Source organism: Acidobacteriota bacterium (assembly GCA_016196035.1).
Classification (GTDB): domain Bacteria; phylum Acidobacteriota; class Blastocatellia; order RBC074; family RBC074; genus JACPYM01.
In genome coordinates this window covers 36,792-53,215 of record JACPYM010000029.1, presented here as the reverse complement: position 1 = coordinate 53,215, position 16,424 = coordinate 36,792, and the positions used below count along the sequence as shown (strand labels likewise).

General features: G+C 58.8%; 12 protein-coding genes. 5 read left to right on the top strand and 7 right to left on the bottom strand.

Translation table 11 applies throughout. The features are described from left to right. The first annotated feature begins 451 nt into the window (after window positions 1-451). The gene (locus HY011_09460; GenBank protein ID MBI3423154.1) at window positions 452-3,247 is read left to right on the top strand and encodes an alpha/beta fold hydrolase; all 2,796 of its coding nucleotides are present in this window, start codon (window positions 452-454) and stop codon (window positions 3,245-3,247) included. 216 nt (window positions 3,248-3,463) lie between these two features. Next, on the top strand, window positions 3,464-4,441 hold the full coding sequence (locus HY011_09455) for a glycosyltransferase family 2 protein (protein ID MBI3423153.1): 978 nt from the start codon (window positions 3,464-3,466) through the stop codon (window positions 4,439-4,441). Between the two features lie 73 nt (window positions 4,442-4,514). Here HY011_09455 and HY011_09450 read toward each other — a convergent pair whose 3' ends face one another. From HY011_09450 to HY011_09440, 3 genes are all read right to left on the bottom strand, one after another. Then, window positions 4,515-5,027, bottom strand: a complete 513-nt coding sequence (locus HY011_09450) for a hypothetical protein (GenBank protein MBI3423152.1) — start codon at window positions 5,025-5,027, stop codon at window positions 4,515-4,517. Window positions 5,028-5,186: 159 nt separating this feature from the next. Next, window positions 5,187-8,852 carry a multifunctional oxoglutarate decarboxylase/oxoglutarate dehydrogenase thiamine pyrophosphate-binding subunit/dihydrolipoyllysine-residue succinyltransferase subunit gene (locus tag HY011_09445; GenBank protein ID MBI3423151.1) on the bottom strand — a complete coding sequence of 1,222 codons (3,666 nt, stop codon included), beginning with the start codon at window positions 8,850-8,852 and terminating at the stop codon, window positions 5,187-5,189. A gap of 91 nt (window positions 8,853-8,943) precedes the next feature. Continuing rightward, the gene (locus HY011_09440; protein ID MBI3423150.1) at window positions 8,944-9,366 is read right to left on the bottom strand and encodes a hypothetical protein; all 423 of its coding nucleotides are present in this window, start codon (window positions 9,364-9,366) and stop codon (window positions 8,944-8,946) included. 287 nt (window positions 9,367-9,653) lie between these two features. Here HY011_09440 and HY011_09435 point away from each other — a divergent pair, with 287 nt between their 5' ends. The 3 genes from HY011_09435 (at window position 9,654) to HY011_09425 (ending at window position 11,438) form a co-directional block, all read left to right on the top strand. Next, window positions 9,654-10,277 carry a class I SAM-dependent methyltransferase gene (locus tag HY011_09435; protein ID MBI3423149.1) on the top strand — a complete coding sequence of 208 codons (624 nt, stop codon included), beginning with the start codon at window positions 9,654-9,656 and terminating at the stop codon, window positions 10,275-10,277. Window positions 10,278-10,290: 13 nt separating this feature from the next. Next, entirely contained in the window at window positions 10,291-11,163 is an 873-nt protein-coding gene (locus tag HY011_09430) for a cyclase family protein (protein ID MBI3423148.1), read from the top strand. A gap of 131 nt (window positions 11,164-11,294) precedes the next feature. Further along, window positions 11,295-11,438 carry a hypothetical protein gene (locus tag HY011_09425; GenBank protein ID MBI3423147.1) on the top strand — a complete coding sequence of 48 codons (144 nt, stop codon included), beginning with the start codon at window positions 11,295-11,297 and terminating at the stop codon, window positions 11,436-11,438. A gap of 287 nt (window positions 11,439-11,725) precedes the next feature. Here the strand turns inward: HY011_09425 and HY011_09420 are convergent, their stop codons facing one another. From HY011_09420 to HY011_09405, 4 genes are all read right to left on the bottom strand, one after another. Next, a complete protein-coding gene (locus HY011_09420) occupies window positions 11,726-12,445 on the bottom strand; it encodes a hypothetical protein (GenBank protein ID MBI3423146.1) in 720 nt (239 codons plus the stop codon). Window positions 12,446-12,592: 147 nt separating this feature from the next. Next, complete coding sequence (locus HY011_09415) at window positions 12,593-14,206, bottom strand: ammonium transporter (GenBank protein ID MBI3423145.1); 1,614 nt, start codon at window positions 14,204-14,206, stop codon at window positions 12,593-12,595. Between the two features lie 247 nt (window positions 14,207-14,453). Continuing rightward, window positions 14,454-14,792: a P-II family nitrogen regulator gene (locus HY011_09410; protein MBI3423144.1), complete on the bottom strand. Its 339-nt coding sequence runs from the start codon at window positions 14,790-14,792 to the stop codon at window positions 14,454-14,456. A gap of 130 nt (window positions 14,793-14,922) precedes the next feature. Further along, on the bottom strand, window positions 14,923-16,413 hold the full coding sequence (locus HY011_09405; GenBank protein MBI3423143.1) for an ammonium transporter: 1,491 nt from the start codon (window positions 16,411-16,413) through the stop codon (window positions 14,923-14,925). Window positions 16,414-16,424 lie beyond the last annotated feature (11 nt).

Here is a 16,424-nt window from a genome sequence, read left to right as displayed (position 1 = left end):
TGCCCCTGCCGAAATTCGTAACAGCCTGTCACCCAGCCCAGGGTCTCCCAGCAAGTTTCAGAAACCGCCACGTGCGGTGTGGGGTGCGGGCACGTGGCGGGAGACACCCAGGCGGCAACCACCCGGCTGGCCACAGCTTGGCCTCAGATTTTGTAGGCCTGTCTTGGGTAAGCACTGCAACGTGGCCCACGATAGTGAAGGCGCGACGGGAAGTCCTAAAGAGCCGCTGAAAAATTCTTGAAAGAATTTTGAAAGGGGTTATCCATTGCCCTTTCAGCAATTTGACTCTCAAACCGAAAGTTGCCGCACTCAAGACTTTTCGCGCGCGCGCATGGCTTAATTCGCACATTGAGAGATGGGTGCCCCGATTTTGCTCGCGGCAGCCTCTCTGAATTGGCGGCACGGTTGAATAATTCAACCTGCCCGGTTCATGCAAAACCCTGAGAACGTCATGGCTAAACAAACTCGTCACATTTACGAATTCGCCCCCTTCCGTCTAGACCCGGTCGAGCGGCTGCTCTGGAAAGGCGAACTGCCCGTGGCGCTCACTCCCAAAGCCTTTGATACCCTGGTCGTCCTGGTCGAGAACAACCGCCACGTGATGACCAAGGAAGAATTGCTCGAAACGATCTGGCCCGACACTTACGTCGAAGAAACCAATCTGGCCCAGCACGTTTCCATGCTGCGCCGGGTGCTGGGCGAAAAACCGGACGGGGGGCAGTTCATCGAAACCGTGCCCAAACGCGGCTACCGCTTCGTCGCGACGGTCAAAAAAACCAAACTCGAACCCACCCGCACCAGTCTGGTGGCCGCCACGTCCACCCCCGCTCCGGCCAAAAAGAAAAACGGCGAATTGGCCCAGCGCGAAACCACGCCGCCCGCGCATGCCAGCGCACAGGTTTTTCTGTCCACGATTCAACCCGGCGCGCGTTTTGGCCGTTACGAGATTCAATCGCGCATCGGGGTCGGGGGCATGGGCGAAGTCTATCTGGCGAACGACACGCAACTGGAGCGACGGGTGGCGTTGAAGACGCTCTCGTCCGAATACACCAACAACCAGCAATGGTTGCGCCGCTTCGTCCACGAGGCCAAAGCCGCTTCGGCGCTCAACCACCCCAACATTCTGACCATTCACGAAATCGGCCAGACGGGGGGCCGCCATTTCATCGCCACCGAATACATTGACGGCCAGACGTTGCGGCAACAGATGGCACGCGGCCCCGTGTCCAGCAGCCAGCCCGTCAGCAGTTTGAAATTGCCCCAGGCGCTGAACATCGCCAGCCAGGTTGCCAGCGCGCTCGCCGCCGCGCACGCCGCCGGGATCATCCACCGCGACATCAAACCCGAAAACGTCATGCTGCGCACCGATGGCTACATTAAGGTGCTCGATTTCGGCCTCGCCAAAACCAGCAAACAATCGGCGCTCACAACCGCCTCGCTTTACCACACCGACCCCGGCACGGTGATGGGCACGGTGAATTACATGTCGCCCGAACAGGCGCGCGGCCTCGAAGTAGACGGGCGTAGCGATGTTTTCAGTCTCGGCATCGTGCTTTACGAAATGCTGTCGGGCCGTCCGCCCTTTCAAGGCGAAACGCCCAGCGACGTGATGGTCTCGATTCTGGAACACGAGCCGCCCCGTTTGTCGCGTAGTCTGGAAAGCGCCCCGCCCGAACTGGAACGCATCGTCAACAAGGCGCTGCGCAAAGACCGCGACGAACGCTATCAAACCGTCAAGGACTTCCAGATTGATCTGAAAAACCTGTTGCAGGAACTGGAGCTGCAAACACGGCTGGGTGATTCGTGGGGCGAAATCAATCTGGCCGGCACGACGCTCGTCCAAGCGCGTTCCGGCAAAGAAATTCCCAGCCAGCCCAGCCAGGAAGAAGCACAGTTCACCCCCGAAATCCACTACACACGCAGCGGCGACGTTAACATCGCTTATCAAGTCATCGGCGAAGGCCCGCTCGATCTGGTCTTTGTAATGGGCTGGGTCTCGCACTTGGAATGGTTCTGGAAAGAGCCAGGCTTTGCGCAATTCCTGAATCGCTTGGCTTCATTCGCGCGCGTGATCCTTTTCGATAAACGCGGCACCGGCCTGAGCGACCGCGTCCCGCTCAACGAATTGCCCACGCTGGAACAGCGCATGGACGACGTGCGCGCCGTGATGGAAGCCGCCGGATCAGAAAAAGCCGTGCTCTGCGGCATTTCGGAAGGCGGCCCGCTGTGCAGCTTGTTTTCCGCCACCTATCCCGAAAAGACCACCGCGCTGGTGATGATCGGCAGTTACGCGCGCCGCCTCTGGGCCGAAGATTACCCCTGGGGGCCGACCGAAGAGCACCGCGAGCATTTCTTTGAAGAGATTCGCCAGCATTGGGGCGGCCCTGTCGGCCTCGAAGACCGCGCCCCCAGCCGCGCCAACGATCCGCAGTTCAGCAAATGGTGGGCGACTTACTTGCGCATGGGCGCCAGCCCCGGCGCTGCTCTGGCGTTGACGCGCATGAGCGCCGCGATTGACATTCGCCCCGTGTTGCCCGCGATTCAAGTGCCGACGCTGGTGCTGCACCGCACCGACGACGCCTTGCTGCACGTCGAAGAAGGTCGCTATCTGGCCGAACACATCCCCGGCGCCAAATTCGTCGAACTGCCCGGCATTGACCATCTGCCTTTCGTCGGCGATCAGGAATCCATCCTCGGCGAGATCGAAGAGTTCCTGACCGGCGTGCGTTATGCCACCGAAGTGGATCGTGTGCTGGCGACCGTGCTGGTTGCGCATTCGGTCGGATCGGCGGCCGATATCGAACGACTCCCCGAACGGTTTGATGACGCGCGTTATCACGAATTGCTCAACCGCCACCAGGCGCACGTCAAACGCGAAATCGAAATGTTCAAAGGTCACGCCGCCCAAATCGGCAGCGAACTCAACGGCGGCCAGATCATCGCCACGTTTGACGGCCCCGCCCGCGCCATCCGCGCCGCCTGCGCCATCCGCGATTCGGCGCGGCGTCTTGGCATCAAGCTGCAAGTCGGCTTGCACACGGGCGAATGCGACGTGATGAAAGATCGCGTCGGCGGCCCCGCCGTCGAACTCGCCACTCAAGTCGCCACCCAAGCCGCCATCAGCGAAGTCCTCGTCACCAGCACCGTCAAAGACCTCGTCGCGGGTTCCGGCATCCGCTTCAGCGAACGCGGCGCAACGGCGTTGGGCACGTTGGGCGAATGGCGGCTCAGCGCGGTCGAGCGTTGAAAGACGCAGACCAACCTGCTAACTTTTTGCCGCCTTGGCGGTTGAACATTGCCGGGCAGCGGAGAGTTTCCAGATAGCGTAGGGGCAGACATGTGTGTCTGCCCCGGTCGCATTTGACGCCTTCGATTCCGTCTGATGCCACGGGGGCAGACACCTAGGTTGCCCCTACGCTAACCGGACAAGCTCTCCGCCATTTCGCCAAAGGAGCCTGCCCGCTTGGACTATTCCATCGTCGTCCCCTTTCATAACGAAGAAGCCAATCTGCCCGAACTCTATCGCCGCCTCACCCGCGTGCTGGAAACGTTGGCTGTCGAATACGAACTGGTTTTTGTAGACGACGGCAGCAATGACCGCACGCAAGTCATCCTCAAAGACATTTGCGCCCTCGACCCGCGCGTCACGGGCTTACGCCTGCGCCGCAACTTCGGCCAAACCGCCGCGCTGGCCGCCGGGTTCGACCGCGCCGCTGGCGAAGTCATCATCGCCATGGACGGCGACCTGCAACATGCACCCGAAGACATCCCGCGCTTCATCGAAAAGCTCAAGGAAGGTTACGACATCGTCAGCGGCTGGCGGCAGAACCGCCAGGACGGTGTGCGGCGCACCTTGCCCTCGCGCATCGCCAATCAACTGATGGCCAAAGCCTCCGGCGTGCCGATCCACGATTTCGGCACCACGTTCAAAGCCTATCGCCGCGACGTGCTCAAACGCGTGCCGCTGTATGGCCAAATGCACCGCTTCATCCCCGCGCTGGCCAGCATCGAAGGCGCGCTCATTGCCGAAGTCCCCATCAAAGACCAACCGCGCGCCAACGGCCAATCGCATTACGGCCTGTCGCGCACCTTCCGCGTGATGTTCGACCTGCTGACGATTCGCCTGTTGGTGCGTTACCTCGCGCGCCCGCTGCATTTTTTTGGCAGCGTTGGCGCGACGATGATTGCGGTGGCAATGTTGCTGGCGTCATGGCTGCTCTGTAAAAAGCTCTTCTGGCACGAAGACATTTTTATTCAGAACGGCCCGCTGCTGCTGTTTTCGGCGGTGCTGTTTTTGGGCGGCGTGCAGTTTTTAGGGCTGGGCCTGTTGGGCGATTTGTTCGCGCGGCTCTATTACGCGCCTGAACAACGCAGCATTTATAGTGTGGCTAAGGTGTATCGCAATGAGTTATCAGAACCGTTAGAGCGCGCGGAAAGGTAACTAAGCCTGTATCGCAGCAGCCTTAGTTTCAGCACCGACAGACTCACCCGTTTTATACAAACCGCGTGTGGCGTTATCCGGCCAGCGACTCATTGACCAGTTCTTCATACAAGGGAACCAGATCAACAGCGTATTGCCTGAGGTAATCGCGCACCCTCGTCACGTCCGCACCCGCTTTAACCAGTTCGACGACATCCACCAGGTCTTTACGTCGCCGCGCCACGAGCTTCATATAAATCAACGCCTCAATCGGCACGACAGCTAAGCCTTCACTATGCTGCGGGTGATTGAGCACGTCTTCTAATTGCGCCCCCAGCGCGGTGGGCGATAGATAATCTATGCGGATGCCTGCCACTTCAATGGGGACGCCAGCTTTGAAAGCGACCAGCACGCCTTGATGTTCGAACGCCTCTTCGCCCACCAGAAAATCCACATCCGTTGTGGCGCGGATGTAGCCGTGCGCGCCAACCGCCAATCCCCCGGCCAGTGCATAGCGAATGCCCAGATGATTCAACCGGGCGGCGGTGTTGAGCGCGGCGTCACGCACGTTGGGCGCAATGAACCGAAACATGTCTTTGAGATCCATGAGATTTACCTGCCGGCGAGGAATTTGGGCATACGACATTTGCGTAGCCGCGCCTAACCCCAGGGCTTCAACACGGGGTTGGCGCGGCTTCGAGGCGAACGCTGGATGAGCGAGCTTGTCATCGGCCATAACATTTATCGGTTTGGCTCTTTGAGGCAATTACAAACTCAACGCCTCCCGCAAAAATTCCTGCTGCTCTAACTGATGCAGAGTATACGAACCCGTCGCCGGACTCGCGCTGGCCGTGCGACCGACGTAACGCAGTTCCTGTCCGGCGCGCGTCAACGCTTCGAGCCGCGAGCGCATGAACCACCAGCCGCCCATGTTGCGCGGCTCTTCTTGCACCCAGAAAAGCTGGCGGGCCTGGCCGTAATGCGCGAGCCAGCGTTGCAACAGTGTTTGCGGGAAGGGATAGAACTGTTCGAGCCGCAGAATAGCAACACGATTGTCGCCGCGTTTTTCACGCTCGGCGTGCAGGTCGTAATAGACCTTGCCGCTGCAAACCAGCACGCGCTCGACCGCGGCGGGCGCAACCGTGTCGCCGATGACCGGCAAAAATCCGCCTGTGGTGAATTGAGCGAGCGAAGAAACTGCTTGCGGCAAACGCAACAGACTCTTGGGCGTCATCACGATCAGCGGGCGTTCGGCGCTTTGTTTGACCTGCCGCCGCAGCAAATGAAAGTACTGGGCGGGCGTGGTCGGATAGCAAACCTGCATGTTGTTTTCGGCGCAGAGTTGCAAATAGCGTTCGAGCCGCGCGCTGGAATGTTCGGGGCCTTGCCCTTCGTAACCGTGCGGCAAGAGCATGACCAGGCGGCTGGTCTGTTTCCATTTGTCTTCGCCGGGCGCGATGAATTGGTCAATGATGACTTGCGCGCCGTTGGCGAAATCGCCGAATTGCGCTTCCCACATTGTCAGCGCATTGTGTGCGACGACGGCAAAGCCGTAATCGAATCCCAGCACGCCGAATTCGGAGAGCGAACTGTCAAACACTTCGAACTTGCCTAATGATTCCAGCGGCGTCCAGGGCTGGCCCGTGCGCGTGTCATACAGGATCGCGTGGCGCTGGCTGAAGGTGCCGCGCCCGCAATCTTCGCCGGAGAGCCGGACGGTTGTGCCTTCCAACGCCAGTGAGCCAAAGGCCAGGCTTTCGCCAAAGCCCCAATCAATCGGCGCTTCGCCGCTGCCCATCTTGGCGCGGCGCGACATCTGACTGACCATCTTAGGATTCAAGTTGAAGCCCTGCGGAACGACGCTGAGCGTTTGCGAAATGTGCGTCAGCACATCCGCCGTGACGCCGGTTTCCAATACTTCGGAACCGTCCTCATCCGCCGCTGGTTCGGGCAGCGCGGCAACGCCCCCAGCGGTTTTGAGGCGCGCGACAATTTCTTTCGCGCCGAGCAGCGCATTTTCATAGCGCCGCCAACGCTCTTCGATCATCTGCTGCACTTCGTCCGCCGTGACGACGCCTTCGCGAATGAGCCGGCGGGCATAAAGTTCGCGCACGCCGGGGTGTTCTTTGACGCGCTGGTACATCAGCGGTTGCGTGTAGCTGGGTTCGTCGCCTTCGTTGTGGCCGTGGCGGCGGAAGCCGATCAAGTCAATGACAATGTCTTTGCGGTATTTTTGCCGCCATTCCAACGCGAGCTGGATGGTGCGGTGCGCGGCTTCTACGTCGTCGCAATTGACATGGAAGATCGGCAGTTGCGTCATCTTCGCCACATCGCTCGAATAGATCGAAGAGCGGCCCGACTCGGGTGAAGTCGTGAAACCGATCTGGTTGTTGATGATGATGTGAATCGTGCCGCCCGTGCGATAGCCTTTCAGATCGGCCAGATTCAGCGTTTCCATCACGACGCCTTGCCCGATGAAAGCAGCGTCGCCGTGTAACAAGACGGGCAGGACGCTGGCGCGCGCGGCGTCTTTGTTGCCGTCCACGATACGCGCATCCTGTTTGGCGCGCACCATGCCTTCGACCACGGTGTTGACGGCTTCCAGGTGGCTGGGGTTGGGCGCGAGCGTGAGCTTGACCGCCTGGCCGCCGACTTCGCGTTCGGCCACCGCGCCCTGATGGTATTTCACGTCGCCGCTATCCGCCGGAAAGTTGGGGTGGACGGAGCCTTCAAAGATGGTGAAGAGGCGTTCGCTGAAATTGCCGATGATGTTGGCGAGTACCGTCAACCGTCCGCGATGCGCCATACCAAAGACGACTTCATCAATGCCGCGCGCCGCCGCACCCGCAATCAGTTGATCGAGCATCGGGATGATCGTTTCGCAGCCTTCGAGCGAGAAGCGTTTTTGCCCCAGGAATTTGGTGTGCAGGAATTTCTCGAACTGTTCGGCGGCGACCAGGCTGCGCAGCAATTGCTTTTTGACTTCGGGCGCGATGGCTTCGGGGTCGCGTTCGACCGCGCCGATGATCCACTGTTTTTGTTCGCGGCTGGTGATGTGACGACTCTCGACGCCGACCGTGCTGCAATAATAACGCACGAGCATCGCCCAGATTTCGCGGAAGCTGGCTTCATCCTTGCCGCCCAAGCCGCCGGTGAAAAACGTGCGATCCAAATCCCAAATCGAAAGGCCGTAAGTTTCGGCTTCCAGTTCGAGATGCTCGTGCATCGAGATCAGGTTCAGCGGATCAATGTCGGCGATCAGATGGCCGCGCACACGGTAGGCGTTGATGAACTCGAAGATGCGCGCCTGTTTCTTGACCATCTCGCGTTCGCGGTCAACGCCGAACAGGATGGGGTTGTAATCCTTTGACCAGCGCAACGGTTTGTAGGTGATGCCCAAGTCGAAAAACAGTTCGTCGTAAAAGCCGTGCTGCCCCATCAGCAGTTCGTGGACGTAGGCCAAGAACGAACCCGACTCTGCGCCCTGGATGATGCGATGGTCATACGTCGAAGTCAGCGTGACCACCTTGCTGATGCCCAGTTGCGACAGGGCCGCGTCGGTCATCGCAGCGTATTCAGGCGAGTATTCAATCGCGCCCGTGGCGATGATCGCGCCCTGCCCCGCCATCAGGCGCGGGCTGGAAGCCGACGTGCCGAGCGTGCCGGGATTGGTCAGCGAAATCGTCGTGCCTTGAAAATCGGCCACGGCCAGTTTGCCGTCGCGCGCGCGTTTGATGACATCCTGATAGGCGTTGAAAAACTCGATGAAGTTCAGGCGGTTCGCACTTTTGACATTCGGCACCAACAACGTGCGCGAACCGTCTTTCTTCTGCACATCCACCGCCACGCCCAAATTCACGTCGGGCCGTTTGATGCGCATTGAAGCGCCAGCCTGTGTTTCGTAACCGTCATTCATCTGCGGATACTTGGCGAGCGCCTTGATCATGGCCCAGGCGATGAGGTGCGTATACGAGGTTTTGCCTTTGCCTTGCGCTTCGAGATGGCGATTGACCCAGCGGCGGTTTTCATCGAGCAGCTTGATTTGAATCTGGCGCACTGAGGTAGCGATGGGCACGCTCAAACTGGCGTCCATGTTCTCGACGATCTTCAACGCCGGGCCGCGAATTTGCAGGCGTTCGGCATTGTCCGTTTCAGCCACGGGCGCGGGGGCGCTCACCGGTTTCGCGGCGACCACCGGTTGCGGCGCGGCCATCACCTGGCGCGCGGCGGTCGCCGTCGCGGCGGCGGCCACAACACCGCTGCCGCTGCCATTCGCGCCATTGCTGCCATTGAGCAAGTCGCTGAAATACTCGCTCCACTCTTCGTCCACGGAGCGCGGGTTGTTTTGAAATTGCCTGAGAATATCTTCGACATAGCTGGCGTTGGCGCCGAAGTCTTCTTGGATAATCTGGAGTATGTCGTCCTGCTGCATAGCGGGTGCTGGTTACCTTTCGGAGATGGTTTAACAGGGCAAGCCGAATCCTACAATACTCTGGCGCGTTTGAGCGAACCGGAGTCGAACGTTAGCTTTTGAAATAAAAGTTGAGCGCCAACAGCAACACCAGCAAGCCCTCTGCCAGCATCGTGATCCGCAGCGCCCGGTTGACCTGCCCGGTCACGACCTGCCAAACGCCTGCGATAAAGCCCGTGAGGCCGAGCACCAGGACAGCGCCGAGAATGCCGAAGATGAAGACCGCATCGCCGCGTGTGCCATTGAATGAACTGCGCGTCTGGCTGAGCGCGGGGTACATGGCGCTGCTGACCCACAGCAGCAGCAACGTCATGCCACCCGACAGCAAACCGCCCAGCACGATCAACGCGAGGCCACGCCCGCGCACTTGTTGATCTGTTTGCCAGGGACGGTTGCAACGCGGACACCGTTCAGCCGGATTGGCGGTGACAAAACCGCACGATACACATTTTCCACCCTCAGGTTCGGTCGTCATCGGCGTGCTCTCCTTCTTGGGTAACAACTCGTTCAACAATCATCTGCGTCAGGCAGCAGCCCTGCCGCCCGTATCCGGTGAAGCGGTGACAAGTATGGTCGTCTCTGCTAGCCTGTCAATCAGTCAACGATCTGCAATCACACTGCTACATCCACAGAAAAGGAGCTTACCGATGCTTGTAATTCTGTTTGTGCTGGGAATCCTGATCATGATTGGCGGCGGCATCAAGATGTACCTCGACAAGAAAAACAACTCCACCCCGGAAAAGTAATCCGTCGCTGCGGCCTATGGGCATCTACGCCAAATTCATCTTTCCCTGCCTGCTCGATTGGACACTGGGCACGCCGGAATTCGGCAAATACCGGCAGCGCGCACTGGCGTCCGCGCGTGGCCAGACGCTCGAAATCGGCTTCGGCACGGGGTTGAATCTGCCTTACTACCCCGCCGCCGTAACGGAATTGACGGTCTTCGATTCCGAAAACATGCTGCAACGGCGGGTGGCGCGCCGCCTCGCCGCGTGTCCGATTCCCGTGACGAAGCTGCAACTGGATGCGCAAGGCCGTTTGCCGTTTGCCGATCAATCATTCGATTCGGTCGTCTCGACCTTGACGCTTTGTTCCATCGCCAACACCGCGCCCGCCCTGGCCGAAATTCGCCGCGTGCTCAAACCGGCGGGGCAATTCATTTTCTTTGAACACGGGCGCAGCGACGATGCCGAAGTGGCGCGTAAACAGGATCGCTTCAATCCATTGCAAAAGATCATCGGTGTGGGTTGCAATATGAACCGACCCATTGACCGGCTGATTACACAAGCTGGCTTCAAGCTCGCCGAACTCGAGCGCTTCCTGTTGCCCAAAGCGCCGCGCGTGCTGGCCGAGATGTATCGCGGAATCGCAAAGCCGCAAACATAAACAGGAGAATGGCATGGTTATTCATCATCATCACAAAATCTTGCTCGCCTTCATCGCCGGACTGCTGGTGACAGGTCTGGCGCTCTTTGCATGGAACCGCCCGACAAAAGCCCCCGAAAAACGGGACTCCGACCAGGCGCAACCCACCAGTTCACCGGCGACGACGACCGCCCTCAATACCGCCAAAGTCGTTGACCTGACCTACAACTTCGACGATCAAACGATCTATTGGCCGACTGCGCAACCCTTCAAATGGGAAAAAGAAGCCTGGGGCCGATCGGCGGCTGGCTGGTGGTACACGGCGGGGCGTTACAGCGCCAGCGAACATGGCGGCACGCACGTGGACGCGCCGATCCATTTCGGCGAAGGCAAAGCCTCGATGGATGAATTGCCGTTGCAACGGCTGATCGGCCCGGTCAGCAAAATTGACATCCGCAAAGCCTGCGACCAAGACCGCGATTACCGGCTGACCGTGGCCGACATCCGGGCCTGGGAAAAAGATTACGGCCCTCTTCCCGCAGGCAACATCGTCCTGGTGCAAACGGGTTGGGGCCAATTCTGGCCGGACAAAAAACGTTATCTGGGCACCGCTGTCAAAGGCGACACGGCCAATCTGCACTTCCCTGGCATCTCCAAAGAAGCCGCCGAATTCCTCGCCCAAGAGCGCAAAGTCAACGGCGTCGGCATTGACACCGCCAGTCTGGATTACGGTCAAACCAAAGACTTCATCGCGCATCAGGTGCTGAACGGCGCCAACATTTATGGCTTGGAAAACGTCGCCTTTATCGAACGCGTGCCGCCCATCGGTGCGACGATTATTGCCTTGCCCATGAAAATCAAAGGCGGCACGGGCGGCCCCGTGCGCATCGTGGCGCTGCTGCCCTAAAGAAAGCCGTCATCGTCGAAGGCCGCCTGGATGACCTGGGCAAGACTGCTGCGGTCGAAGCCGACTTTCAATATCGCGTCCGTACCGAAGCAACCGAATTCACGTCGCGTCCGTGGCAGCCAACGCCGCTGGTGACGCGCACAACGACGGGCGCCTTCACGGCGGAAATCGGCGGCTTGGAACCGGGGCAGCGCTATGAATTTCAACCGCTGGTCAAACATCCGCTGCTTACGTTGAGCGCCAAAGAAGTCATCATGACCATCCCGCCGCGTTAAACATTTGCAGCCCGTCTTTTCGAGACTCCCCTTTTGACTCGTCCGCTACCTCAAAAAAACACGGCGAGCCAATCGGCTCGCCGCATCAAGGAGTCCATCAACTAAGCACCAGCTACGGAAGTAACTCTTGTTCCGCGCAGGAACACGCAAGCGCACGCAACGAATTTCAGTGAATACCGTGCAATCGCGTCTGCCTGCGCGCAGAAAGCGCGGCGAGCCTTGACGGCCCGCCGCTCAAGGAGTCCATCAACTAAGCACCAGCTACGGAAGTAACTCGAAAAATCTCTTTAGAACGTAATGCCGTAATAAACGAACAGCCCGTTATTCTTCCGGCCATAATTGCCGATGCTGTAACCAATGTTGAACAGGCTGCTCTTCGGCAAGGTGAACGAAAACCCCGGCGTCACATAGCCAAAGCCGTTCTTGCCGCTGAACCAATCCGCCACAAAACTGGCCTTCTTGCCGACGGGTTGCTCATAGCCGACCATCGCGCCGCCTTTATCCAGCCCCGCGTAGTCGTAACCGGCCAGGCCATAACCGCCGACCGTGAAGCGCGGGCCATAATCGCCTTTGAATTTCTTGCTGACGTTGCCATAAAACAGTCCGAAGCTGTCATTGGACTTGCGATCTTTGAGCGGCGTGAAGGCAATCGCGCCCATCGTTGTCGCCACGCCCTTGTCTTCGTTGGCGTAAAACTGCCACTTAATGTTGGGTTGCACATAGAGCAGCGTGGAGCCGATGGAATCGGTCGCGGCGACGTTCACGCCCACTTCGACGCCTTTGCCCACACCCACGACGACGCGCGGGACATAGGTTTGAAAGCCGCCGTCTTTGTGGCCTTCCAGGTGTGTGATCAGATCGAATTCAAAATAAGTCTTCTTTTTCGCCACGACATCGGTCGAAGGAATGTTGAAGATCGTGGATTGCGCCAACGCTGAGGGGCTAACGGCCAGCAAGAGGCCGAAAAGGCCGAGCAGAAGCGCGAATTTACTGTGTTTCATAGTCATTGTGTCATCTCCTCAATTGAGTTCGTATGCTAAGCACCTTTTTCAGTATGCTTGCAGGGCCTCTTTGGGGTTGCGGTGATAAATCTGCAACCAAGCGCGGAAGCCCTGGCGTTTTGCTGTTTCGCGGCGGCTGGCATGCGCCAGCGCTCAGCGGATTTCCGTGAGTGGAACGCCGAGCGGGACGTTTTCGCTACTCGCCAGCGCACTATTTGATGACGGCGTAAAGCTGCTGCCAGGCCCGCCCGATAAAACCTGGAAGTCGGGATAAGCCAGCGCGCCCATCTCCGGCAGATCGAGACCGCCGATTTCGACTTCGGCGTCCACCCGGTGACCGACGAGTTTGTCTACCAATTTGTAAATCAGATAGAAGGCCAAGCCGACGAAAACGATATTGACCACTGGCCCGATGAGTTGCGCGATGAATTGCTTGGCATCGCCATAAAACAAACCTTTCACGCCGCCCGTCACCGCGTTGTAACCGTCGCCATACGTGCCGTCGGCGAACAACCCCAAACTCACCACGCCCCAAAAGCCGTTCACGCCGTGCACCGAAATCGCGCCGACCGGATCGTCAATCTTCATCTTTTGCTCAAAGAAGAGGATGCTTTCCACCACCAGCACCCCGGCGATAACGCCGATTAAGGCCGCCGCCCAACTGGTGACAAACGCGCAGGGCGCGGTGATGGCGACCAAACCGGCGAGCATCCCATTGGCGATCATGCTCGGATCGGGCTTGCCCAGCCGCTTCCAAACATAGAGCGCACTGGCAAACGCACCCGTGGCCGAAGCCAGCATGGTGTTGGTAGCAATGACGCTGATGCGCAAGTCGCCGCCCGCCAGGCTGCTGCCCGCGTTAAAGCCGAACCAGCCAAAGGCCAGAATGAAAACCCCCAGCAAGGCCATCGGCAGATCGTGCCCTGGCAACGCCACCGGTTTGCCTTCGCGCGTAAATTTCCCAATGCGCGGCCCCAGCAGTTTCGCGCCGACAAAGGCCGTCACGCCACCCGTCATGTGCACGACCGATGACCCGGCGTAATCAACAAAGCCGTGGCCCAAGCCGAAATTTGAACCGAGCGTCGCCAGCCAGCCGCCGCCCCACACCCAGTTGCCGAAGATGGGATAGACCAGCGCGCCCATAAAAAACGAGAAGATGATGAAGGCGGAAAATTTCCAGCGTTCAGCCATCGCGCCCGTCGGAATCGTCGCCGCCGTATCCATAAAGACCATGGCGAAAAGGAACAGCCCGAAAACCGCCACGTCGTAGGTGCCGAAGCTCAGGAAAAATCCTTTGAGGCCGAACAGGCCAAAGGTCTTCCCAGCCAGCGTAATCGTGAATTCATGATTGAGCACAGACGTCGCCGTGCCCAACGCCGGGATGGAACCAATCCCACCCATCATCAAAGCAAAGCCGGAAATCCAGAAGCCGATCATGCCGACCGCATAAACCATCAGGTTCATAGACATCGTATGCGCGGCATTTTTGGCGCGGCAAAAACCCGTCTCGGCCAGCGCAAAGCCCGCCTGCATGAACATCACCAGAAAACCGGCGACCAACACCCAGATGAAGTTGATCGCGATTTTGTTATGACCGACCGTCGCGGCCACTTCATCGAGCGTCGGCTTGCCCGCGTCTTTGGCGGTGATGTCGCCCGCCGCGCCTGTGTTGGCGCCCGACGGATCAGCCGTCTGCGCCTGAACGTTGGTCATTCCCAGCCAGTTACTGCGGGCGTTAAAACCGCCCCAGCACAAGAGCGCCAGCATGACGCCGACTGCCAGCCCAATAGCTTTTATCCGCTGCATTGTGTTTCTCCCTTTTGCCCTGTCGGGCTATTGATGGTGATCGTCAATTTGCTGCTTCCGCCTGCTATGGGTGGTTGGTTGATGGATAAGTCAGTCAGTCTTGAGAAATTTGGGAAAGTCTTGTGAAGTCCTGAGAGTCTCGTAAAGCCGGGCCAGACTTTCCCCAGACTTCACGAGACTTTCCCGGACTTCTCAAGACTTTCACGACCTATACCGCATTGATGCCGTGCTCGCCGGTGCGAATGCGGACAGCTTCGTCCACTGGGAAGACAAAGATTTTGCCGTCGCCGAATTTGCCGGTGCGCGCGGTCTTGATGACCGCCTCGACGGCCTGTTCGACCACGTCGTCATCCACGACGACTTCGACTTTCAGCTTCGGCACGAATTCAACTTTGTATTCACTGCCGCGATACACTTCGGTGTGGCCTTTCTGGCGGCCAAAGCCTTTCACTTCGCTGATCGTCATGCCTTGCACACCCAGGGCCTGTAAGGAGTCTTTCACGCTTTCCAACAGGTGCGGGCGAATGATCGCTTCTATCTTTTTCATTGTTTCAACCTTTCTATCTTTCTATCGATCGGGACGGTACCGCGCGCGTCAGCCAGCGGAAACTCACGCTGCTGCTAACCGTGCGCATGCTCAAACCCCGCTTGCTGACGCGCGCGGTACCGTACTTGAGTTATTCATTGGCCGTTGCCGTCGCGGCGGCAAAACTGTGACCGCTCAAGGCCGTGCCACTCCCTATGGTCGTGCCCAAATCGGCATCCAAGTTGTAGCCCTCTTCGCCGTGCTGCGACAGATCGAGACCGACGCTTTCATCTTCACCCGTCACGCGCACGCCCACCGTTGCGTCCACGATTTTCAGGATGATGTAAGAAGCAACCATCCCCAGCACAATCGCAATCAGCGAGGCCACCAATTGATTGACGACCTGCTTGCCATTGCCTTCCAGCAAACCACTCGGCAGCGGCTTGCCATTCGCATCTTTGAACACCGTGTTGACCGCGCTGTTGGCAAAAACACCCGTCAGAATCGCGCCCGTGAACCCGCCCACGCCGTGCACGCCAAAGGCATCGAGTGAATCGTCATAACCCAATTTCTTCTTCAACTCGGTCACGGCAAAAAAGCAAACCACACCGGCGATGAAACCGACCGCCAGCGCGCCCATCGGCGTCACGAAGCCCGCCGCCGGCGTAATGCCGACCAAGCCGGCCACCGCGCCCGAAATGCCGCCCAAGACCGTCGGCTTGCCCTGCTTGAGCCATTCCACTAACAGCCAGCCAAGTGTCGCCGCCGCTGCGCCAAAATGCGTCGCCACAAACGCGCTCGAAGCCAAACTGCCCGCCGCCACCGCACTGCCCGCGTTGAAGCCGAACCAGCCCACCCACAGCAAGCACGCGCCAATCACGCTGAGCACCAGGTTATGCGGCGCAAAGGGTGTTTTCGGATAGCCCAGCCGTTTGCCCAAATAGAGCGCACAAACCAGCGCCGAAAAACCCGATGAAATATGCACCACCGTACCGCCCGCAAAATCGAGCGCCGGAATTTTGCCGCCCAGAAAGGCGTTCAAATAACCGCCATCGCCCCAAACCATATGGGCCAGCGGGAAGTACACGACCACAGCCCACAGCGTGCAAAAGAGCAACATCGCCGAAAACTTCATGCGTTCGGCAAACGCGCCCGTGATCAGCGCGGGCGTGATGATGGCAAACATCAACTGATAGACCATGAAGGTCTGCGCGGGGATCGTCCCGGCGTAAACCGAAGGCTCAGCGCCCACACCTTTCAAGAACAGATGGCCCAATCCGCCAATAAACGCGCTGCCTTTCGCAAAGGCCAAACTATAGCCAAACAGCGCCCAGACGACCGTAATCACGGCCATCATAATGAAGCTTTGCATCATCGTGCCCAGCACATTCTTGCGCCGCACCAGACCGCCATAAAACAGCGCCAGCCCCGGCCCGGTCATCAGCAAAACCAGGGCTGAACAGACCAGCATCCAGGCGTTATCGCCTGCTGTTTGGGCGCTGGCCACGGCGGCCTCGGCCTTCGCCAGGCGTTCTTCCAACGATGGGGACGATGATGGTGTTTGGGCCAATGCCATTAGCGGCAAGGCCATGATTCCTAGCAGCGCGCACACTACGCGCTGTAGGGGAACTACTCTTCTCATAGCTGGTATCT

Excerpts from the sequence above, each read along its gene's own strand:
- HY011_09460 (MBI3423154.1), top strand. The coding sequence starts at position 452 with ATGGCTAAACAAACTCGTCACATTTACGAATTCGCCCCCTTCCGTCTA.
- HY011_09450 (MBI3423152.1), bottom strand. The coding sequence starts at position 5,027 with ATGGATCTCAAAGACATGTTTCGGTTCATTGCGCCCAACGTGCGTGAC.
- HY011_09445 (MBI3423151.1), bottom strand. The coding sequence starts at position 8,852 with ATGCAGCAGGACGACATACTCCAGATTATCCAAGAAGACTTCGGCGCC.
- HY011_09440 (MBI3423150.1), bottom strand. The coding sequence starts at position 9,366 with ATGACGACCGAACCTGAGGGTGGAAAATGTGTATCGTGCGGTTTTGTC.
- HY011_09435 (MBI3423149.1), top strand. The coding sequence starts at position 9,654 with ATGGGCATCTACGCCAAATTCATCTTTCCCTGCCTGCTCGATTGGACA.
- HY011_09430 (MBI3423148.1), top strand. The coding sequence starts at position 10,291 with ATGGTTATTCATCATCATCACAAAATCTTGCTCGCCTTCATCGCCGGA.
- HY011_09420 (MBI3423146.1), bottom strand. The coding sequence starts at position 12,445 with ATGACTATGAAACACAGTAAATTCGCGCTTCTGCTCGGCCTTTTCGGC.
- HY011_09415 (MBI3423145.1), bottom strand. The coding sequence starts at position 14,206 with ATGCTGGCGCTCTTGTGCTGGGGCGGTTTTAACGCCCGCAGTAACTGG.
- HY011_09410 (MBI3423144.1), bottom strand. The coding sequence starts at position 14,792 with ATGAAAAAGATAGAAGCGATCATTCGCCCGCACCTGTTGGAAAGCGTG.
- HY011_09405 (MBI3423143.1), bottom strand. The coding sequence starts at position 16,413 with ATGAGAAGAGTAGTTCCCCTACAGCGCGTAGTGTGCGCGCTGCTAGGA.